This is a genomic window from Brevibacillus centrosporus, from assembly GCF_046622605.1.
Lineage (GTDB): Bacteria > Bacillota > Bacilli > Brevibacillales > Brevibacillaceae > Brevibacillus > Brevibacillus centrosporus.
This window is the reverse complement of sequence record NZ_CP176856.1, coordinates 3,905,152-3,925,507: the sequence shown is the minus strand read 5'-3', so window position 1 is coordinate 3,925,507 and position 20,356 is coordinate 3,905,152. Positions and strand designations below refer to the sequence as shown.

Below are 20,356 nucleotides of genomic sequence, written 5' to 3'. Positions count from 1 at the left end.
GGAGGGTACCTTCATGACCGAGGAACAGCTAGCGGTCCTAGAGAAGTTTGGTTTTCGTGTAGAAGGAGAACAGCTGAAACATTTTAAACTGGGAATCGTAAGAGAAAAAGAGGAGTTTGCCCGATTTTCTTCGACGGAAGAGCTGCAGGCATACGTAAAGCAGATCCTTCGAAATCAATGCTTGTGGAAACGGCAGGAGTAACATAAGGAACACGATGATTTTTCCCAAGGAGGCTACAGATGGAGATAGAGACAAAGGATCAATTACTTCAGGGATTAAAAGAAGTGGAGAAATGGGAGAGCGAGCAAAAGGATCTCTGGTTTTGGGAAAAGCTTGGACGCCTACCTTTCGTTCTTCTAGATCGAATCACGCCGAATTTCGTCCGGGAAAAGCTAGGAACAGCCGTTGACGAGATGGCTGTCTTTTTGGAGACAGGCGGATCGTATCTGGTTCAAGATGAAGCGGTGTACAGCAGGTTTCGCTCGCGAATGGCAGGAGCAGGACAGCCCTCAGGTGAGGTGGCTTATGTGGCAGCACAAGCTCCAGTAAAATTGATGGATGATGTAGCACGTGAGCTGAGTGAGTCACGCTCTACGTTTGCTACCGTACAGGGGGCAACTACGGGGATTGGCGGCATTTTCACGCTTGCTCTGGATATACCGCTTTTGCTGGGTACTTCGTTGAAGGTCTTGCAGGAGATGGCGCTCAGCTACGGCTATCGTCCTGAGGAGAAGCGGGAGCGTTTGTTTGTCGTGAAATGTCTGCAGTTTGCTTCTTCTGATATCGTAGGAAAAAAGGCGATTCTCGAAGAGCTTTCGCAGTTTGACAATCCGGCGGCACAAAAGGATGTGATGGCCCAGCTGCAGGGATGGCGAGAGGTCGTGGTGACCTATACGGAGAATTTCGGGTGGAAGAAGCTGTTTCAGCTGGTTCCAATCGCAGGTATCCTTTTTGGTGCCTACCTCAATCGCTCCACCGTTCAGGATGTCGCCGAAGCGGGGATGATGCTGTACCGCAAGAGGCGCATCCTGGAGCGGTTGAGACAGGCCAAAGAGACTGTGGACGTTACAAAGTCCACTCTTCAGCCGTAATGGCATACATGTTATGGTCTTCCCAGGCACCGTTGATTTTCAGGTACCGTAAAGATTTTCCTTCATAGCGGAACCCGTTCTTTTCCAGCACGCGGATTGAGCCTGCGTTATGAGGCATCACACCAGCCTGAACACGGTGCAACTGGGCTTTAGTAAAAGCGAATTGCAAGGCGAGCCTTACAGCCTGTGTCGTGTACCCTTTGCCATTGTGCGATTGATCGAGGAAGTAGCCCAATGTAGCGTTCTGCCATACCCCTCGCACTACGTTGGATAAAGCGACCCTTCCGATCATTTGCTCGTTTTCTTGCAAAAAAACACCGAAGGCAAAGCCGCGATCATTGGCAAAATCCCGAATAGACTGCTCGATTTGCTCCTGCTGACCTTCGCGGGTATGGAAGGAAGCAGGGCGAATCGGCTCAAATGGCTGAAGAAACGGATGATTTCGTACACGCAGTTCGAGTAGCTCATCTACGTCTTTTTCTTGCAGAGGGCGCAAATAAATGGAATCCGTATGTAGTTGCAAGGGTTCTTCCTCCTCAAACAAAAAATGTGGGAGGAAAATTTTATCATATGCGCTTTCTGCTGTAAAGGATAGGGTCGTTGGAGCTAGCCGAGGAGCTCAACAAAGGATACGCCAAAGGCTTTGCAAACCTCGACCTCCTTAGGTGTCGGGGCGAGCTCGATTTTCAAACCCTCCAAAGGTGTTTCCGCATCGCATTCACGTGCTTTTTGCAAGAAAATGTCTACAGCGGCACCGACATGCTCATATGCGGAGTCGCATGAACCGAAAGCGGCAACTTTTTTGCCGGCAAGACTGATGGAATCCATGCCGTCATAAAAATCCATGCACTCATCCGGAAGCTCTCCATCTCCCCACGTATATGCCCCAAGTAGAATCGCGTCGTACGATTCCATCTCCTGTGCTGTTGCGTCAAATACTTCTTTTATTTCGAGCGTAGCGCCCGTGGAACGAACGCCTTCTGCGATTGCTTCCGCGATTTCTTGCGTGTTTCCTGACATGCTTGCGTAAACCATCAAAATGTTTGCCATAAAATTCAATGTCCTCCAATCAGATAATGAAAATCATTCTCAGATACAAATTAATGAAAATGATTCTCTTTGTCAATACGGATTTTTTCTTTCTCAGAAACTGTTGCCACACCGATGCGATTTTGGTAGAGTTAAGTGAAATTATCAATAAAGTTAGTCTAAATAGAGGTGCGCTGAGGAAGAGTACATCTTTTCGCAATCTGTCCGGGGGCAGGGAAGGAAGGAAAGGCTAAGGCGCCGAAACTTTTGTTATTCCCCTGAATAACAAGGGTTGGGGTGCTCGTAAAAAATGATCATCCTGTCACGAGAGCGGCTGGCTCTTGTGGAGCGCTATTTACGATTTGCTGCCGAGATATCGAAAGCAATGAGTTGGCGCATGCACTCATTGCTTTTTTTCGTCTTCGGAAAACTTGTTTTGGAAGTGGTTTTTTAGTAAATAAGGATGTATGTGGCATGCTTATTTACATCAGGCAAACGATGCGCCCCTATGTTTCGGGAAGCGGCCTTTGCCATACATTTTTCAAATGGTTTTGACTAAAAGGAGGATCTACCTGTGAACATGATGGATGCGAATGAAATTATCTCGTTTATTCAAAAAAGCGAAAAGAAAACCCCTGTGAAACTATACGTAAAAGGAAATTTGGAAGGCATCGATTTTGGGGCGAGTGCAAAAGCATTCATCACAGGTAATACCGGCGTAGTGTTTGGTGAGTGGAAAGAAATCGAGCCGGTACTCGCTCAAAACGCTGAGAAAATCGAAGACTATGTAGTTGAAAGTGACCGTCGCAATTCCGCGATTCCATTGCTGGATACCAAAGGCATTCAAGCCCGCATCGAGCCAGGTGCCATCATCCGCGACCAAGTAACCATCGGAAACAACGCAGTTATTATGATGGGGGCATCGATCAATATTGGTGCAGTGATTGGTGAAGGCACCATGATCGATATGAACGTTGTAGTAGGCGGCCGTGGCACAATCGGAAAAAACTGCCATATCGGAGCAGGCTCTGTCATTGCAGGCGTAATCGAACCACCATCTGCACAGCCAGTTGTGGTTGAAGACGATGTTCTCATCGGCGCGAATGCAGTCATCCTCGAGGGAATCCGCGTAGGAAAAGGCGCAGTTGTAGCAGCAGGTGCAGTCGTGATCGAAGACGTACCGCCGTACACAGTAGTAGCGGGTACACCAGCACGTGTGATCAAGCAAATCGACGAAAAAACTCGTTCCAAGACAGAAATCAAGCAGGAGCTACGTCAGCTGTAAGGGGTGCAGGAACATGGATTGGCGCTCACTCGATGAACAATACATTGTATCCACATACAAACGGTTGCCTATTGCGATTGCAAAAGGCGAAGGCAACTACCTGTACGACACCAATGGCAAAAGCTATCTTGACTTGTTTACCGGCCTTGCGGTCAATGTGCTCGGACATTCCCATCCCCGTGTTTTGAGAGCTTTGCATGAGCAGGGCGATCTGTTTTTGCATATCTCCAACGTGTTTCTCAACCAGCCAGCCATTCGATTGGCCCAGCGATTGGTTGAGAACACCATTGCGGGTAAAGTCTTTTTCACCAATTCGGGAGCAGAGGCGACTGAATCGGCGATTAAACTGATCCACAAATGGACGAAAACGGATGGGGCAGGTCGCGAAGGAATTGTTGTCCTGCGCAACAGCTTCCACGGCCGCACGCTTGGAGCGGTTCGTCTAACCAGACAAGCCCATGTCTATCAGGATTTCCCGCAACCAGCATTCCCGGTATATGAGCTGGATGCAGAAGATACAGAGGGGCTTCGAGCCATCTGTCGCGAAGCCAAACCTGCAGCTGTCTTGATGGAGCCCGTGCTTGGATCGGGTGGTGTAGTTCCCCTCACGGAATCGTTCCTGCGCGAGGTAGAAACGATTTGCCGAGAAGAAGGCATGTTGTTTGCCATGGACGAAATTCAAACAGGCATGGGTCGCACCGGTAAGCTATTTGCTTATCAGCATGCAGGAGTGACTCCAGACCTGATTCTCTTCGCCAAAGGCGTCGGTGGCGGATTGCCTCTCGGTGGGGTGATCGCTGGAACGAAGCTGATGAAGCAGTTCAAGCCAGGTGATCACGGTACGACATTTGCTCCATCGCCACTTTCAGCTGCACTTGGGAATGCAGTGATGGATGAACTGCTTGACCCGGATTTTTCCTCTTCTGTTGCTGAGGTGATTGAGTATCTGTGGTCTGGCTTGGAGGATTTGCGTTCAAGGCTTCCCGAGCAGCTTCAAGCATTGCGCGGAAAGGGCATGATGGTTGGGATCCCGCTATCTGTCACGCCTGAAGAAGCAAGCCGTCTGCAGAGCAATTTGGTCGAAGAAGGAATCTTGGTCGACGTTACGCAAAAGACGATCGTTCGATTGCTGCCGCCGCTCACACTCACCAAAGAAGATGTGGATCACTTCCTTGCCGTGTTTGCGCGCCAGCTGAAAACGTCAAGTCCGGCACAGGAGGCGTAGGCAAATGGCTACATCTACGTTTGTACAGATTCGGCGTGACCTCCATCAAATACCGGAGCCAGGGTTTCAAGAAGTGAAAACCCAGCAATATTTGCTCCGCTATTTGGAAGGCCTGCCACAGGACCGTGTTCAGATTCAGACGTGGCGTACAGGGATTCTCGTAAGAATTCCAGGGACTGATCCAAAGCGCACGATTGCATGGCGTACAGATATGGACGGGCTCCCGATAGCTGAGGAGACGTCCTATCCTTTCCGTTCCCTGCATGAAGGCTTTATGCACGCTTGCGGTCATGACATGCACATGTCGATTGCCCTTGGATTAGTGGCGCATTTTGTTCATCACCCGATTGCGGACAATTTGCTGTTTCTCTTTCAGCCAGCCGAAGAAGGCCCTGGTGGCGCTTTGCCGATGATGCAGAGTGAAGAGTTTGCTCTTTGGAAACCCGATTGCATTTTTGCCCTGCACATCGCGCCAGAGTATCCGGTGGGACAGATCGCGACGAAGCCGGGCATTCTGTTTGCCAATACGTCCGAATTGTTTGTGGATCTGGTGGGAAAAGGCGGACATGCGGCGTTCCCTCATCAGGCGAATGACATGGTCGTAGCTGGCAGCCATCTGTTGACGCAGCTGCAATCGATCGTTTCCCGGAATATCGACCCTCTGGATTCGGCGGTCATCACTGTCGGTAAAATCGAGAGCGGAACGAAGCAAAATATCATCGCAGAGCGGGCCAGACTCGAAGGTACCATCCGTACGTTCTCGATGGAATCCATGGCTCGGGTAAAAAGTCGCATCGAAGCACTGGTCAAGGGGATAGAAGCGGGCTTTGCGTGCACGGCTACCATCGACTATGGCTGCGGCTATTGCCAGGTTTATAATGAAGAGGCATTGACGGAGGAGTTCATGCAATGGGTTTCCGAGGAATGCCCAGACGTGACCCTGATTCACTGCAAGGAAGCGATGACCGGAGAAGACTTCGGATACTTCCTCAGTGAAATTCCTGGCTTCTTGTTCTGGCTTGGAGTCAATACCCCGTACGGCCTGCATCATTCCAAGATCGAGCCTAGTGAAGATGCCATCGAGGTGGCGATCCATCTCGTCTCACGTTACTTCACCAAGCTGTCTGAGAGACCATAACCTGTTTTTCCATAGAAGGAGCAGCTTAGTAGAGGCTGCTCCTTTTGTTGTCAAGGGTACTTCCTTCTTATTCACACCTCTTGTGCATAAGTCTTTCCTCCTGATTGTTTTGAACTTGTGGATACTGTGGATATTGTTGAAAAAAGTTCGAGCAAGACCACAACTTTTTGCTTGTTTAGGCGTATAAACTAGTAAGAAAAAATTCGGAATAACAAGCGCTGCCGCGCAAACATACAGGAGGACTAAGACATGAAAAAAGCATGGTTGTCGGCCTTGTTGTCGTTGACTGTTGTGGCTGGAGTAGGAAGCACTGCTTTGGGCGAGGGCTCCATGAGAGTATTCATGGGCGGAGAACGTATCGTGAACAGTATGGGATCGTCCAATGCCAATTCGGTGGAGGATTTGGTCAATAAAATGGGCGGGTTCGCCAATTACGATCAAGGCTCCGGGAAAATGGAAATTATTAAGCCAAACGTGAATATTCTGGTGTTAGAGGGGATTCAGCAAACGCGGAATAAAACCGTCGTTTTCAGCAACCCGATCAAGGGCTACAGCGATAAAAATGTGCCGCGTACCTTTAATGCGTTTGTAGAGGTTGACAATGCGCCCGTCGCCAAGGATTTGCGTATGCAGCTCGTCTTGATTTCACCAGAAGGGAAAGAAGTAGACAAAGGGAAAGAATGGAAATACTCCACTCAGAATGCGAATAGCTTCTATTTTTCTGAGCCATTCGTATCGACGAAGCTGGAAAGCTATGGAACGTATACGATTCAGGTCCGGATGAAAACCGAGCAATTCAAGTCGTACATCGTTGTCGGCGAGAACACGTTTACAGTTGGAAGATAAAATAATAGCTTGTTTGCGTTCCCACGTGGCTTGTTCGCATGGTATAATAGGTGGAAAAGCCGATATACATGGTGAAAGCGAGTACATGAAAGAAAGGAACGATGGGAGCGAATGGAGACAAATCCCCCGCGATCATCCACAGACGTAGAAGGCCCGAGTATACGCATCGCCTGGAAGGATGATCATTCTATCCAGGCAGAGTGGAACATGACGAAGGAGTTTGAGCAGGAAGTGGAAAAGAAATTTGCCATCCCTTTTGCTGAACTGCCCTTTGTCTTACGCCTTTTCGATGTGACTGACCGCAAAGAGATCCGCGATGACGGAACTGACCTTTACACTGATTTTGATATCAACCACCGTTCGTCCGAGTGGATTCTTTACGGAGTTACGCAAGGATTGGAATATTGTGTTGATTTGGGCATTCGAATGGTTGATGGAAGGTTTTTTTCACTATCGCGATCTCAAATGATTTGATCAACGTGCTCATGAATAAGGAAGACCCTCTGAAAAGAGGGTCTTTTTGTGTTGCTCAAGGCATTTGCCGCTGTTTATCGAGCAAGCGAAGGGCTACAGCGAGTACGGCCCAAACAGGCATCGGCTCATCCAGCTTGCTTAGCCATTCAGGGGAAGTGAGCAGGCCTTCCTTTAGAGCCCGCGTTCCCAGGTCGACTTTCCAGGCTGGATAGCCGGAGGGCTCTTCGGGAGCAAACTGGTCGTATTGGCTCAGATCGTATGTCCGGACGAGGGTGGTTAGCTTTTCTGCATATTTAGAGTCAGTGGCATAGCCGGCTTTCTGAAGCGCTTCTGCGGCTTCCTCGGGGGTTGCAGCCATGATTACTTTTTTGTACAAAGGTTTTTGCAAAAAGTCGGCATGATCGTCCAGAGACTGCTGGTAGTTGTAATAGGCCTTGAATTGCGCGGTTTGCGTGACGATCTTCCCGTTTACCTCTTCTTTGGTAACGACATTAACAGAGCCTGCTGTTCCAGTCCCTTTGATGCCAAATAAGTTATAGGAGGATCTGCCTGTCGTCGAATCGATCGGCACCTTTTTCCCCCATCCCGATTCCAGGATCGCCTGCGCAATGGTAATGGAAGGGAGGACATGATGCGTCAAGTACGTTTGCCTGGCGGAACCAGCCACCAGATTAATGAATTCCTGCGCTTCCATAAGTCACCTCACCTCTCTTGTTTGACGAGTAAAGGTTCTCTTTTCTTACTACCTTATGGAAAAGTACTGGCAAGGGAGATACAAAAAAGAAAAAACAGCCGATTGACTCAGCTGTTTGGTGGTTGTGCTATGGTTTTCGCGGTTGAAAATACTGAATTCGTTTGTTGAACAAATGCAGTTCAGCCTTGTAATCCTTGGCCAGATAACGGCAGTACTCATTGGCTTTATTTTTGTCCCCGTGCGTAGCTGAATCCGGTAGTGAGATTTGAATGTAGTGCATCTCTTGCCCGTTTACTTCAGTGGAGCCGATCCCGACGACAATCGCTTTGTACATGTTCGGGTCTTTTCCTTTGAGCAGGAACCAGGAGCCTTTGCCCTCCGCTCGTTCCTCCAGGGTATAAGGAAAGGCGGCCTCGGCATATGACCAGCCGAGCTGCTGGCCTGTTTTGGTTGTCATGTCGACATATCGAGTAAACTTTGCTTTCACGTCCTCAATATCCGCGTGCGTAGCAGTAGATCCTTCTACGAAATAAATGTAGGCCGATTGAAGTTTCACGATTGCACTCACTCCTAGTACCGAGAATGTCTGCGTTTAGTTTAGCATTGCTTCCACTCTTTGACAATGCGCCAATTCTTAAGTAAAAATAATTGCGCGTCTTTTCTGAAAAGTGTAAAATATAATTACTGTTTATATTGGAATGCATGAAAGATAAAGAATCACATGGAGGAATAGTCCCTATGCAGGAGGTCTCAATTAGAAACGTATTTGAAGCGCTTAACACTATGCGCGCCATCGACGTGGTGAATAAAGAGGACTGGGAGCGAGCAGCGAAGGAAGCGGAGCTGGATTCCTCCGTGCAATTAAACATCCTTTGGATCATCTATTGCTACGAAGGCGTACGCGTTACACAAATTGCCGACTGGACCTTCTGGCATCCTTCATCAATTGTGATTCATATCAAGAAGTTGATGGAAAAAGGGATGGTGACGATCGAAAAGTCGGAGTTGGATGGTCGTGTTGTCCATGTTTATCCAACGGAAAAAGGAAAATCGGTCATCGAAGCCAGCCGTAGAAGCGTGCCATCTATTTTTCGTTTGACGTATGCATTGGAGAAAATGGAGGAACGCTACAGTACAGCGGTAGTAGAGTTATTCTTTGAATGTCTTTCCTTTGTCGCGCAATCCTTGCACGGGGCAGAAAAGGTTCGCTGGATTCAGGAAGGCGAAGATCGCATTCCGAATTCCAAGCACTTGATCAGTTAAGGAGCAGGTGTGGCAAAAAGGTGGGTTTTCGCGTATACTTATTAATACTCCGAATATTTACATAATTAATATTCGGGGCCAAACTTCAGATGAGGAGGGATTGCTGATGGAGCACTACGACCACTTGTACGAGGAGTCGGAGAACGCCAATGTACGTTTTCTAGGATTGGTCTCGGAAGGAACTCGCCATGATTTTGGGATTGTGTTTACGAACAAGTTTTATGGAAAGCCATTGGTGATCTGTATGCAGACGGGGCAATCTACCCTTCTCGGTTCAGAGGATGTCGTAAATCCTGGATATCTGCAAAAGATTTTCCGGCTCGATTCTGAAAGCGAAGCGGAAACCCTCGCTCAATTTTTCCAAGAGTACCTACCTACTATCCCTTTTGAAGAAAATCAGTACTAGCAAACGAGCAGAAGACTTTCTTCTGCTCGTTTTTAATGTAGATCAGGTATCATGGCAATGAAGGGAAACAAAAAGATCAAGTGGACAGGGGAGAGACAAATGAACAGTCATCAATGGCTGGTCCCCGCTCAAAAAGGATCAATGGTACTGATCCATGGGACGGGAGAGCACTATGGTCGATACGAGCATGTGGCTGCTTTTTTCAACGAACGGGGATGGAGTGTCTTCACCGGTGACTTGCCTGGATGGGGAAGGTCTGCTGGCAGGAGAGGACATATCGAGTCCTTTCAGCAATACATAGAGGCTGTCGAGGATTGGATGACAAAAGCTCGCAGTGCGACTCCTGCCGGGCAGCCATTATACCTATTGGGGCATAGCTTGGGAGGACTTGTAGCCACAAGATATGTTCAAATGAAGGGGGACGCTGATGGGCTCACAGGCCTAATTCTGACTTCTCCATGTCTTGAACTGAAGCTGCAGGTTCCTGCTTGGAAGGCGCAGCTTGCTCGCATGCTGGATCAATTCATGCCGACGTTGGCGATGCCAAACGGGGTGAAGGCGGACATGGTCTCCAGAGATTTATCCGTTCAGGCAGCCTATGTAACAGATCCATTGAACTATCCCAAAGTAAGTGTCAGATGGTTTCAAGAATTGCTGCGAGCCATGGAAAGTGCTTGGGCGGATAGAGATCACATCAACGTGCCTGTTCTTGTCCTGCAGGCAGGGGATGACGCCATCATCAATGCAGATGCGATCGAACGCTTTACGGGCGGCTTGCGTGCTCCAAATTCGTTTCATCGCTTTTCTGGCCTGCGTCACGAAGTGCTGAACGAGCCCGAGAAAGAACAGATCATGGAGCAGATGGAAGCATGGATGGAGCAAATAGCAAAATTAAATGTGACATACTAATCGACAAAAGATGTGTTAAATTACCGTATTGACTCCTAATGGTGTGTCATATTAAGATGTATATAACATCACATTATCGAGGATATGACCATCACTCATGCTGCTTTCGGCAGTGTGACAGCGGAGGGGAATATAGATGGGAACAATTGTATGTCAGACTTGCGGAACCATCATCGAGCACTTTGAATGCAACTCGGTGAAAACGCTTTATGCGGTATGCAGCTGCGATTGCGGGCACAGTGAAAAACAAGAAAGAGAATAGTTTACCGACTACAGGCCCACTGCGCAAGGCCTGTTTTTTTTGACATCCTACTCCTCATGGGGGATAATAGAGAAGAGTGAAAATCGTTGCAAGAGGAGGAATAGTTTCATGAAGCGTAGACCCGTACAGGGGTTGATGGCCGCGGCTTTACTGGTCACCTCTCTGTGGAGCGCGTCACCGGCATTTGCCAGCAGCAGACTTGGCGAAGAAGTCAAAATTGACGTGAGCCAGCCTGAGGTTGATAAAGCAGGTTTTGACATTTCAGCTGACTATGCCGTGTGGATGGTTGAAGGAGAAAAAACCATCACTTTATATGATTTGGATGACAATTCAGAAACGCAAATTGGCAACAAATCTTCTGCCAAGACAAGCCCACGTGTAGATGGAAATTACGTCGTTTGGATTGACTCTCGCGATGGTGGAACAGACGTGTACATGTACGACGTTTCCAAGAAGAAAGAATCGTTGGTTTCGAGTGGGTCCAAAGTGACGCAGCTCGAGATCTCTGGAAAAAACATCGTATGGGACGACAAGAGTGACAAAGGAACGGACATCTACCTGTACAACATAACTTCCGGTGATGTGGAGCAGATCACAAATAGCGGTGAAGCCAGCAATCCTTCTGTGGGCGATACATACGTTGCATGGCAAGATGAGCGCAATGGCAACTACGATATTTACACCTACAATCTGAAAACCAAAGCGGAAAAAGCCGCTGTAACAGCAAAAGGGGATCAGGTAAACCCGTCTATCTCTGAGGATGTCATCATTTTCGAAGATCAAAGCGGGGAGTATAATCAAGTCAGCTCTTATGACATTGCAAAAAGCAAAACAATCAAGCTGACAGATGATTCCAGCAACAAATCCTTGCCGCATATTTTTGACACAGATTTTGTAGTGATTGATAATGGAGATCTATACTTCGGTGAAGCTACCAAAACAGGTAAACGAAAAGCAGCAAGCTCCATTTACGATAAACTGCAGCCGCGTATCTATGATGATTATGTTTTGTATGCGAAAAAGGACAAAGATTCGAAGATCCGTTTGAACCTCTACGATATTGACGAAAAAGAATCGATTCCTCTGGGAGAGGTCTCTGGTGAACCTAGTCAACCTGCTGCGCATGATCAGTACGTGGTTTATATATCCGAAGGCAACAGAAGCGACTCCGTCATTCTGTATGATGTAGAAAAAGGGACTTCCAAATCGATTACAAAAGTGGATGCTTCACCTTCTCGGCCACTTGTCAGCAATCACTATGTAGTGTGGTACGATGACAGCGAAGATGCTCTCTTCTCTTACAACATCGCTAAAGGTACTACGAAACAAGTAACAGACGAAGATGACGATCAGCTTCCAGATGAAAAGTTGTATAAACTTGATGGAGACAATTTGTTGTGGGTGAATATGGATGGCCGACCTGAACTGAATGTAACCAACCTTGATTCCGGGAAAGACACCGAGATCACGACATTGAAAAAGGACCCATTGAGCATTGACCTCTATGGCAACTTTGTCACATGGGTACAGGAAGAAAGCTCGAATAAAGCCAGCGTCTACTTGTATGACATCGACGAAGAAGACGATACACAAATCCGTAAAAATGTTCAAGTAAAGGAAGCAAAGCTGGGAGATAATTTTGTAGTGTGGAGCGAGTACACAGACACTACAAAACCATCTTGGGATATCTACTCCTACGATATTGACCGTGGCAAGACAGCCTCTTTGCTTCGATACAATGATCGAGATCAGATCAATCCACAAACCTCACGAAATATGATGCTTTTTGAGGACAACCGCCTCTCTCCAAACAGCAAGACTTTCTATTTTGAACTGTACGATGTGGAAGACGGCTCTTACAGCGATTATTCTTGGGACGATGAAGCGGAAGTAGAGGAAGCGACAATCGGCGGCAACCGTTTGGTATGGATCGACAAACGTGACGATGATCCATACGTATATACGATGGCTATTTCAGATCCAAGAGATGATGATGACGGAGAAGAACCTTCCAATCCTGATCCAGAACCTGAGCCAGGGGATTACAAGGAATATGGCATTTTGGGTTTGATGAGCGATGGAACACTCTCTGAAAAAATGAACGAAGCTGGTTTTGACAATTTTGTATTTGTATTCTACCCAGGAACGAGCAATGAAAAGACCATGTCCTTGTCTGATGCCTTTAAGGATATGGACAATTTCGCTGATTTGTTTGTTAGCACTGACCTTAACGAAATCAACGTTCGGGTCTATAAGTAAAAAAACAGGTAGTAAGTGGATACTTTCCCTTACTACCTGTTTTTTATTGTTCGATTTTCCATTCAATCGACAGAAAAACAAGAGCTGCTGCCTTTAATGGCAACAGCTTCTTGCTTCATTATCTTCAACTAAATGGTGACGTTAACCCGAAATCGCCGTTTGACGCTTCACGACTTTAATCGTCTTCAGTGTTTCATCCTCAGGACCTTGTACAGGCAGTCCGACACGAATGTTTTCCTGAATGTAGGCGATGTTCTCTTCGGAGATAACTTCCCCAGGCAGGAAGATCGGAATCCCTGGAGGATATACCATGATGAATTCGGTAATGACTCTTCCTGCGGCTTCCACAAGCGGGATGGTTTCTGTCGGCGCATAGAATGCTTCACGCGGCGTTGTAGACAGAATCGGGATATTCGGCAAGGAGATGGTTGGCATATCCTCTGCTTGAACATGGGCGAATTCAACAGACAAATCGCGCAGGGCGTTTACCAGGGTCTGAATCGATTCCTCTGTGTCACCTGCCGTTACAAAGCAAAGGATGTTGTACAGGTCGCTCATTTCCACTTCAATGTTGTATTTTGCACGCAGCCAGTTTTCGACTTCCCAGCCAGTGATGCCCAGATCGCGAACGTGAATCAGCAGCTTGGTCGGATCCATCGCGAAGGTAGCGGGCTTGCCGAGAATTTCCTTCCCTACACAATAGATGCGCGGAATGTCATTGATCCTATCACGTGCTTTATTCGCCAGCTTCATGGCTTGTTCTGTCAGCAAGTGTCCGTTCAATGCGAGATGCTGACGAGCCATATCGAGGGAAGCCAAGAAAATATAAGAAGTGGAAGTCGTTGTCAGCATACTCATGACCGTTTTGACACGATCGACATCGACGAGTCCTTCCCGTACGTTCAGGATCGATGTTTGTGTCAAGGAACCGCCCAGCTTGTGCACGCTCGTTGCAGCCATATCGGCGCCGGCTTGCATCGCGGAGATCGGCAGCTCCTCGTGGAAATGAATATGCACACCATGTGCTTCATCAACAAGTACTGGGATTTCGTAATTATGCGCAGTCCGCACGATCTCGCGCAAATCACCAGCGATCCCAAAATAGGTCGGGTTGATTACCAGCAGGGCAGCTGCGTCCGGGTGGGTTTCCAGTGCTTTTTGCACGGCTTTCACTGTGATCCCGTGGGAAATGCCCAAGCGCTCGTCCATCGCAGGATGAATGAAGATCGGAAAGGCTCCTGCAAAAATAATCGCTGACATGACAGATTTATGCACGTTCCGCGGAACGATAATTTTGTCTCCAGGGCTGCAGGTAGCCATAATCATTGCCATGATCGCACCGCTCGTCCCCTGTACGGAAAAAAAGGTATGGTCAGCGCCAAACGCCTCGGCTGCCAGTTCCTGTGCTTCCTTGATCATCGCCTTGGGATGATGCAGGTCATCCAGTGGCGCGATATTGATGAGGTCTATCGAGAGAGCGTTCTCCCCGATGAACTCGCGAAATGCCGGATGCATGCCCATACCCTTCTTATGGCCCGGAATGTGAAATTGAATCGGGTTCCGGTTGGCGTGCTCCAACAACCCGCTGAACAAAGGAGTTTTCATTTGTCTCACTACGATCGCCTCACTTTACAAATAAAGAATAAAAGGGGAAAAAACAAACAAATTGAGTATAGCAAAAAAGGGGGGGAAAGCAAGCGAATTTTTATTCATAATCCCCAAGTCCAGCAGGAGTTTGCTCACATTTTCGAGAAGTTGTATCGTAATGGGGTGAAAAGATGAAAACAAGAGTAAGTGAATTGCTACAGATCAACTATCCGGTGGTTCAAGGTGGATTGGCCTATTTAGCATACGCAGAATTGGCTGCAGCTGTGTCAAATGCAGGTGGATTGGGACAAATTACCGCCATGTCGCTCCCATCAGCTGAGGCGCTGCGAGAAGAAATCCGCAAAGTGCGAACCATGACAGACCGACCATTCGGTGTAAACTTTGCGATCGGCCAATACAATCAATCCTACGAGCCGTATGTGGACGTGGCGATAGAAGAAGGCGTCAAAGTCATTTCCGTTACGGGGGGCAACCCGGAACCGCTCATCCGAAAGCTCGATGGACACGATATCAAAAAGCTGGTGCTGGTTGCATCCGTTCGGCAAGCGCAAAAAGCAGAGTCGATCGGGGCGGATGCAGTGATGGCAGTTGGCCAAGAAGGCGGCGGACATCTCGGCAGGGATGACATCGGTACATTTGTTCTGATCCCTCGTGTAGCTGACTCGGTAAGTATTCCTGTCCTCGCCAGTGGCGGCATTGGGGATGGACGCGGCATTTTGGCTGCGCTAGCTCTAGGGGCGGATGGGGTTGAGATGGGAACTCGCTTCATTGCAACCAAGGAGTGTGTGCATGCCCATGCAGCGTACAAGGAAGCATTGCTCAAAGGGACGGAACAAGATACTGCCGTCATCAAAAGAACCTTGGGCGCACCAGCTAGAGTTGTTCGCACTGCAGGCTCTGACAACATTTTAGAGCTGGAAAGAGAAGGAGCAGGCTACGAGCAGCTGAAGCCATTCATCAGCGGTCAGAACAACTGTCGTTTTATTTATGAAGGCGATGATCAAAAAGGCTTCGGATGGGCGGGGCAAGTCATTGGTCTCATTCAGGATGTACCTTATGTCCAGGAATTATTTGAACGGATGTTTAAAGATCTGGATCAGCGTATGGAGCGTCTGCAAGCGTACAACAGTCGCTAAGTCACGCCGTTTTTTCAGGGAAAAACAAAAGAACAGGCACTTGCTTTTCGAAAGAAAGCGGACCTGTTCTTTTGCATATATAACTTAACAAAACATATCGGGAGGCGGTTTATGCACGGGAAAGACTGAGGTTGTAAAGCTTGGTTAAGACAGTGAAGGCCGCTTCCAAGCGAGCGAGCAAAGCATCTTTGTCAGCAAGCACAGGATCATGGCGATCAATGGTAATGCCGCAAAGCAGCTCGGCTTTTTTGACCTCTGCCAGCCTGTCCACCAGCTTTTTGACACCTTCCTTGCCGAGGGTTGACTGCGGTGCACTGTCAGGCTTTGTGTGATCGGGTGACCAGTGGAAATCATCGGGAACGAACGCCAGAATGTCATCGAGATGCGCATGCAAGGCACGACTTATTTCCTCTTTTGCAGGAGCTTCGTATATGACCGCATACCAGACAAACAAATGTGTACCCCACAAGCCAACTTGAAAGTGTGGGTGCTTTTTGTATCCGCGTTTATCAGCTGCCCAAGCAACCCATGTATCAACGGGGGGATTCACGGTTCTCCGTGCATGCTTGGCCACATGAAAAAACATCTCAGATCCGGTAGCAACGGATAAAGCCGGGGCAAAATGCTGACCCAGTGCTTCCAATTTCGGACGAATGATGCCTTTGATTGCTTCCATCCGCTGATCAAGGCCATCAATGGCAAAAACATCAAAATCTTCTTGCTGAAAAGCTGTAATTGTCGACATTCGGGCGAACACCTCTTAGGTAAGCTTCATCGCACGCCACGTAAGAAAAGGGCGAACGTCCCTGTCAAGGGAGCTTGGAATCCTCCATATGATATCATACCACGAAGGAAAAAAATACATGCCGGGATATGAATAGCAAAACCGTCGCCTGAATAATATGATATACCACTCACTCCCTTACAGCAAAAATTTAGTCTGAGTATTCTGTTAATGGGAGGGGCCCTGATGAGTCTCGGCATTGAGTTGGAATATTACGATCTGGCTGTCTGGTTTGATCGTAAGACGTTACACGCGCTGGTGCAGGCCCTGGTGGAAGCAGGGGTGAGCGTCACGTGGAAAGAATCTCCCGAGCAGTTTCACCTCCTCGTGAACACCACAGACGGTAAATCGAACTGGAAAATGCAGCGGATAAGCGGTTCTTACAAGCTGCAGCTAACAGGCATCCCCATGTCGGACTCACGAGTGGCTAAGATTTTGAACCACTTTGTGGAGAAAGCAAAGGGGCATGCCATCATCAGAATCCGCTTGGAAGACAGTGTCCTGATGAAGCACATCCGGTACGGTGAAGCCGTCAGAATAGTGGAAATAAAAGGAGCTGAGAAAAAAGTGATCTTCGAAAAATCTTGCAATGTGACGATGGATCAGGTGATTGCCGCCTTGAAGCGACGTGACTCCGAAGAAAGAATTCCTGTATTGCGCCTGGAGCTGGATTATGAGCTTGCGACTTTGTATGATGCTCTGAAAGCAGAAGACAAAGGCCAGGTGAAACAATCCAAAGAACGCTTGAAACAGCTCCGCCGGGAAATGCTGCTGCTGGAAGCGTAGGTAGACTGGAGGATAAAGGGCGAACGATGCGTTTGACAAATAGGCATAGGGAATGAAAAAAGCGACATCTCGCAGACGAGGGTGTCGCTTTTTTTGGTTCAAAAGCGATCTCCCTGCTCATTCCATGGGTGCAGCGAGGAAGAAACGTGTTAGCAATTCGTGAATTTCGGCAGACTATGTTTGAATGACAGGCGATACGGCGTTACAATAGAAAAGGATTTTGGCACCCTATGCACCAGAAAGGAAGAAAATGTTTCATGGAACCATTCCTATCACAAATCCCGAATGTCGGGATCCTGCTCTTGGCCGTCATTGCGCTGAATGTCGTGTTGCTCTTTGTATGCATCATGCAATCGGTCCGTGTCAGTCGACTTCGCAAATCAATCAACAGGCTCATGACTGGAGTAGGTGGAGCGAATCTGGAGGAAGGGATGCATCGATTGCTCGATCTCGTGGACGAAGTGAAAAAGCAGCACAATGATCAGCAGTTCATGATCAATCGTCTGTCACAGAGACTTTCTGCACAAAATGGAAATGTTGCCGTGATTCGCTACAACGCGTTTGGGGATGTGGGGAGCGATCTGAGTTTCTCGATGGCGATCCTCGATGATGCACAAAACGGAGTCGTGATCACGAGTATTTTCGGGCGCGAGGAGTCGCGTGTATACGCGAAGCCGTTGGAAGCAGGCACCTCTGTGTACTCGCTTTCAGAAGAAGAACAAGCAGTTATAAAAAAAGCGATGAATCCGCCTGTGGGGGCATAAACCATTCCGAATTTCTCTGAAATGGGAAGCATATGAATGAATCAGAGAGTTCTTTTCGATTATTGGCGTCTAAACATACAAAATTCAGCTTTTTTGCGAAAATTCATCACCTTTTCGCTCAAGACTTTTTTAGTCGCTTATTGTATAATAAAAGATGTCAAGGATGGTTTTTTCGTAAATACAAAAAGTAGGTGATCCGCCTTCATTACCCAAATCGATTTTCGATTCGCGGGGCAAGGCCAGGTTCTACAGCGTTCCTTCGTTGACACTTAGCGTAACTCCTTTGATTCGGATGATTGTTCGGTCGATCTTTGGCCCATGCAAACCAAAAGAATTGAGGAGATATTATGGCACAGCGTTTAGCGACTAACTACGCCAAGGCCTATTTTACGGTGAATGAAGAAGAGCTGAACCAATTCGTCTCGCTCTTCACCAATGAACACATTTCAGTCGATGTCAAAGTTTGTGACAATGGGGATCGGGATGTTATTCTGACAGACAAAAACGGCGAAATTCAACTGAGTTTCACCAGATCTGGCAATCGTTTTCAGTGCGACAGTTCATATCTGATACGAGATTTTGGGCTTGCTAATGCCATGCGAAAAGCGATGAAAACATTCCGAGGCTATGGAATTGTTCACCGGATTTACGATGGCTTCACAGTGGTGTACCACTATGACCAAGGATCAGTCGTGAGCATTCACGAGGTTTCCGGTGACGAGGAAATGTCCATCTTTGAAAATACCTCGCCGAGCGTGGCCAATGAGCTGGAGAGCTTGTTCCAGCAAGATGGCAGCGAACGGGAGATTGAGTCCTTATATCAAGAGACGGACCGATGGCTGGATCTGCGTAATTGGGCAAGTAGCAATGCCCCCGAAAAGCTTACTGCGATTGATTGCCGATTAGCCTCGTTGTCAAAACGTCTGTTTGAACTGGAAGTCTAAATGTTGAATGAACGCCAAAAATGGGTGCAGATGCGCCCGTTTTTTATTTTCCTGTAATTTATCGAAATAGGGTATTGTCAAATTAGGCAGAAGCGTGGTATTGTTGTTTTCGTTGGAAACAGGATTAGGAACCAGGATTCACTTTAAAGGGTGGATAACAAGAGGGAAACCGCCCCCGTTAGTGAATGACGCAGGTCCTAGCGATGTTTAACATTACACACTGCTAGGAAGGGGGAACCGAAAGATGGAATACTCGACTTTCGGAAGACACGTTGCTGTTGACACATGGGGAGTTCAGTTTGACTTGTTGAACGACGCAGAATTTTTGAAAAAAGAAATGATTGAAGCTGCTGAGGCATGCGGTGCTACGGTACTAAGCGTGCAAGCTAAGCAGTTTTCTCCTCAAGGTGCTACCGTGCTGGTTCTTCTCTCGGAAAGCCACCTGTCCATTCACACGTATCCTGAGCGTGGATTTGCGGCTCTGGATTGCTACACGTGCGGTGAGACGGTAGATCCACAAGTTGCCATCGATTACTTGGTATCCGTGCTGAAGCCGGAGAAAACCTACGCGAAGAAGCTCGTTCGCGGTACAGGTGAACTGCAAGTAGTTGAGCCAGAAATGAAACTGGCTGAAGTGGCAAGCAAGTAACAAATGTAAGTATTCAAGAGGTGCGGATGGATTCCGCACCTCTTTTACGTGAAAGGCTGATGGGATGAATGGAGATTCCTTACCGGAAGGGAGCGGTAATGGTTTGACCCAAGTCCTTGAGCAATACACCGAAATCCTCAGCCGCTGTGCGAACGGGATGAGTGACCAAATTGTTGCCCGGGACCATTGTATGGTTAGGAGCTGCAGGATGGGTACGCTCTGAAGCTTCCCGATAGATGGATTCGTTAATCCCGCGTATCCGTGTGAACATCGCCGGCTCTGTCGTTACCCGGATGTTCATGTTAGGAGATACCGAGCGAGCTGCGGAATGAACCTGCTGTTCGATGACTTTTCGCTGCTCGTGAGCCATGTTGTCTCTCACACGAATGCCGATGACAGCATCTTTTCCATTGCAGACGACAGTAGCTCGGTCTACGCCAGGGACGTCGTCTGCCACTCGAGTGAGCTGTTCCGCTTTGTTTTGGTCAAAACCGTTTGCCGTATAACCATTTCGGTAATGGTAGGCGTTTGTATTTTGTGTATAGGCATTGTTGCCGTGAGCAAGACTGTTACGCATATCCGCTGGCCGCTGATACGCTGTGTTTTGCGTGTGCGTACCCGTATTCGGTGTCCCTTTGCTTGAGTTGGAGCTTGCGCAGCCAGTCAGAGACGATAGTGCCAGTACACCTGCAATGGCAATTGACCATTTTTTATCCATGGGGAACCCACCTCCTTTCCTTAGTATGACGAAATCAATAATCTCTACTCAGGAAGGGATTCCCGTAAAAAACTCCCCATTGTGC

General features: G+C 47.9%; 24 protein-coding genes and 1 riboswitch. Of the genes, 17 read left to right on the top strand and 7 right to left on the bottom strand.

Annotated elements, in window-relative coordinates:
* Positions 1 to 13 precede the first annotated feature (13 nt).
* Entirely contained in the window at positions 14 to 202 is a 189-nt protein-coding gene (locus ACLIN2_RS19805) for a hypothetical protein (protein ID WP_092267692.1), read from the top strand.
* Positions 203 to 240: 38 nt separating this feature from the next.
* Positions 241 to 1,092 carry an EcsC family protein gene (locus ACLIN2_RS19800; protein WP_400587182.1) on the top strand — a complete coding sequence of 284 codons (852 nt, stop codon included), beginning with the start codon at positions 241 to 243 and terminating at the stop codon, positions 1,090 to 1,092.
* Here the strand turns inward: ACLIN2_RS19800 and ACLIN2_RS19795 are convergent.
* Positions 1,067 to 1,615: a GNAT family N-acetyltransferase gene (locus tag ACLIN2_RS19795; protein WP_122961751.1), complete on the bottom strand. Its 549-nt coding sequence runs from the start codon at positions 1,613 to 1,615 to the stop codon at positions 1,067 to 1,069. The two genes, ACLIN2_RS19800 and ACLIN2_RS19795, sit on opposite strands and share 26 nt — an antisense overlap.
* An 83-nt stretch (positions 1,616 to 1,698) precedes the next feature.
* The gene (locus tag ACLIN2_RS19790; protein ID WP_092267694.1) at positions 1,699 to 2,142 is read right to left on the bottom strand and encodes a flavodoxin; all 444 of its coding nucleotides are present in this window, start codon (positions 2,140 to 2,142) and stop codon (positions 1,699 to 1,701) included.
* A 155-nt stretch (positions 2,143 to 2,297) separates the two neighbouring features.
* Positions 2,298 to 2,483: riboswitch (Lysine riboswitch) on the top strand.
* A gap of 212 nt (positions 2,484 to 2,695) precedes the next feature.
* Here ACLIN2_RS19790 and dapD point away from each other — a divergent pair.
* The 5 genes from dapD (at position 2,696) to ACLIN2_RS19765 (ending at position 7,089) form a co-directional block, all read left to right on the top strand.
* Positions 2,696 to 3,406 (top strand): 2,3,4,5-tetrahydropyridine-2,6-dicarboxylate N-acetyltransferase, encoded by a 711-nt coding sequence (gene dapD, locus ACLIN2_RS19785; protein ID WP_092267695.1) that lies wholly within the window; start codon positions 2,696 to 2,698, stop codon positions 3,404 to 3,406.
* A 13-nt stretch (positions 3,407 to 3,419) separates the two neighbouring features.
* Positions 3,420 to 4,631, top strand: coding sequence for an aspartate aminotransferase family protein (locus ACLIN2_RS19780; protein ID WP_411501901.1), 1,212 nt, complete (start codon positions 3,420 to 3,422; stop codon positions 4,629 to 4,631).
* A gap of 4 nt (positions 4,632 to 4,635) precedes the next feature.
* Positions 4,636 to 5,769 (top strand): N-acetyldiaminopimelate deacetylase, encoded by a 1,134-nt coding sequence (locus ACLIN2_RS19775; protein WP_411501900.1) that lies wholly within the window; start codon positions 4,636 to 4,638, stop codon positions 5,767 to 5,769.
* A 249-nt stretch (positions 5,770 to 6,018) separates the two neighbouring features.
* Positions 6,019 to 6,615, top strand: a complete 597-nt coding sequence (locus ACLIN2_RS19770) for a hypothetical protein (RefSeq protein ID WP_411501899.1) — start codon at positions 6,019 to 6,021, stop codon at positions 6,613 to 6,615.
* A 111-nt stretch (positions 6,616 to 6,726) separates the two neighbouring features.
* A complete protein-coding gene (locus ACLIN2_RS19765) occupies positions 6,727 to 7,089 on the top strand; it encodes a DUF4912 domain-containing protein (RefSeq protein WP_092267699.1) in 363 nt (120 codons plus the stop codon).
* A 55-nt stretch (positions 7,090 to 7,144) separates the two neighbouring features.
* Here ACLIN2_RS19765 and ACLIN2_RS19760 read toward each other — a convergent pair whose 3' ends face one another.
* Together ACLIN2_RS19760 and ACLIN2_RS19755 are read right to left on the bottom strand one after the other, a co-directional pair.
* Entirely contained in the window at positions 7,145 to 7,783 is a 639-nt protein-coding gene (locus ACLIN2_RS19760; RefSeq protein ID WP_092267700.1) for a glycoside hydrolase family 73 protein, read from the bottom strand.
* A 127-nt stretch (positions 7,784 to 7,910) separates the two neighbouring features.
* Positions 7,911 to 8,339, bottom strand: a complete 429-nt coding sequence (locus ACLIN2_RS19755) for a DUF1885 family protein (RefSeq protein WP_092267701.1) — start codon at positions 8,337 to 8,339, stop codon at positions 7,911 to 7,913.
* 182 nt (positions 8,340 to 8,521) lie between these two features.
* On the opposite strand from ACLIN2_RS19755, the gene ACLIN2_RS19750 reads away from it, so the two are divergent.
* The 5 genes from ACLIN2_RS19750 (at position 8,522) to ACLIN2_RS19730 (ending at position 12,882) form a co-directional block, all read left to right on the top strand.
* Entirely contained in the window at positions 8,522 to 9,046 is a 525-nt protein-coding gene (locus ACLIN2_RS19750; protein WP_092267702.1) for a MarR family winged helix-turn-helix transcriptional regulator, read from the top strand.
* A 106-nt stretch (positions 9,047 to 9,152) separates the two neighbouring features.
* Positions 9,153 to 9,452: a DUF3055 domain-containing protein gene (locus ACLIN2_RS19745; RefSeq protein WP_092267703.1), complete on the top strand. Its 300-nt coding sequence runs from the start codon at positions 9,153 to 9,155 to the stop codon at positions 9,450 to 9,452.
* Between the two features lie 99 nt (positions 9,453 to 9,551).
* Positions 9,552 to 10,361: an alpha/beta hydrolase gene (locus ACLIN2_RS19740; RefSeq protein ID WP_411501898.1), complete on the top strand. Its 810-nt coding sequence runs from the start codon at positions 9,552 to 9,554 to the stop codon at positions 10,359 to 10,361.
* Positions 10,362 to 10,497: 136 nt separating this feature from the next.
* A complete protein-coding gene (locus tag ACLIN2_RS19735) occupies positions 10,498 to 10,623 on the top strand; it encodes a GapA-binding peptide SR1P (protein WP_092267705.1) in 126 nt (41 codons plus the stop codon).
* Between the two features lie 108 nt (positions 10,624 to 10,731).
* Entirely contained in the window at positions 10,732 to 12,882 is a 2,151-nt protein-coding gene (locus ACLIN2_RS19730; protein ID WP_411501897.1) for a hypothetical protein, read from the top strand.
* A 141-nt stretch (positions 12,883 to 13,023) separates the two neighbouring features.
* Here ACLIN2_RS19730 and ACLIN2_RS19725 read toward each other — a convergent pair whose 3' ends face one another.
* Complete coding sequence (locus ACLIN2_RS19725) at positions 13,024 to 14,496, bottom strand: aminotransferase class I/II-fold pyridoxal phosphate-dependent enzyme (RefSeq protein WP_092267707.1); 1,473 nt, start codon at positions 14,494 to 14,496, stop codon at positions 13,024 to 13,026.
* 164 nt (positions 14,497 to 14,660) lie between these two features.
* Between ACLIN2_RS19725 and ACLIN2_RS19720 the strand changes: the two genes are divergently transcribed.
* Positions 14,661 to 15,626, top strand: a complete 966-nt coding sequence (locus ACLIN2_RS19720) for an NAD(P)H-dependent flavin oxidoreductase (RefSeq protein WP_411501896.1) — start codon at positions 14,661 to 14,663, stop codon at positions 15,624 to 15,626.
* 109 nt (positions 15,627 to 15,735) lie between these two features.
* Here ACLIN2_RS19720 and ACLIN2_RS19715 read toward each other — a convergent pair whose 3' ends face one another.
* Entirely contained in the window at positions 15,736 to 16,371 is a 636-nt protein-coding gene (locus ACLIN2_RS19715; protein ID WP_411501895.1) for a YktB family protein, read from the bottom strand.
* A gap of 225 nt (positions 16,372 to 16,596) precedes the next feature.
* Here ACLIN2_RS19715 and ACLIN2_RS19710 point away from each other — a divergent pair, with 225 nt between their 5' ends.
* The 4 genes from ACLIN2_RS19710 to speD all read left to right on the top strand — a co-directional run bounded on the left by ACLIN2_RS19710 (position 16,597) and on the right by speD (position 19,553).
* Positions 16,597 to 17,196, top strand: coding sequence for a hypothetical protein (locus ACLIN2_RS19710; RefSeq protein ID WP_411501894.1), 600 nt, complete (start codon positions 16,597 to 16,599; stop codon positions 17,194 to 17,196).
* 257 nt (positions 17,197 to 17,453) lie between these two features.
* A complete protein-coding gene (locus tag ACLIN2_RS19705; RefSeq protein ID WP_092267711.1) occupies positions 17,454 to 17,960 on the top strand; it encodes a DUF4446 family protein in 507 nt (168 codons plus the stop codon).
* 347 nt (positions 17,961 to 18,307) lie between these two features.
* Positions 18,308 to 18,904: a hypothetical protein gene (locus tag ACLIN2_RS19700; protein ID WP_092267712.1), complete on the top strand. Its 597-nt coding sequence runs from the start codon at positions 18,308 to 18,310 to the stop codon at positions 18,902 to 18,904.
* Between the two features lie 244 nt (positions 18,905 to 19,148).
* Positions 19,149 to 19,553 (top strand): adenosylmethionine decarboxylase, encoded by a 405-nt coding sequence (gene speD / locus ACLIN2_RS19695; RefSeq protein ID WP_092267713.1) that lies wholly within the window; start codon positions 19,149 to 19,151, stop codon positions 19,551 to 19,553.
* Between the two features lie 79 nt (positions 19,554 to 19,632).
* Here speD and ACLIN2_RS19690 read toward each other — a convergent pair whose 3' ends face one another.
* Complete coding sequence (locus ACLIN2_RS19690; RefSeq protein ID WP_400587200.1) at positions 19,633 to 20,271, bottom strand: YhcN/YlaJ family sporulation lipoprotein; 639 nt, start codon at positions 20,269 to 20,271, stop codon at positions 19,633 to 19,635.
* Between the last annotated feature and the right edge of the window lie 85 nt (positions 20,272 to 20,356).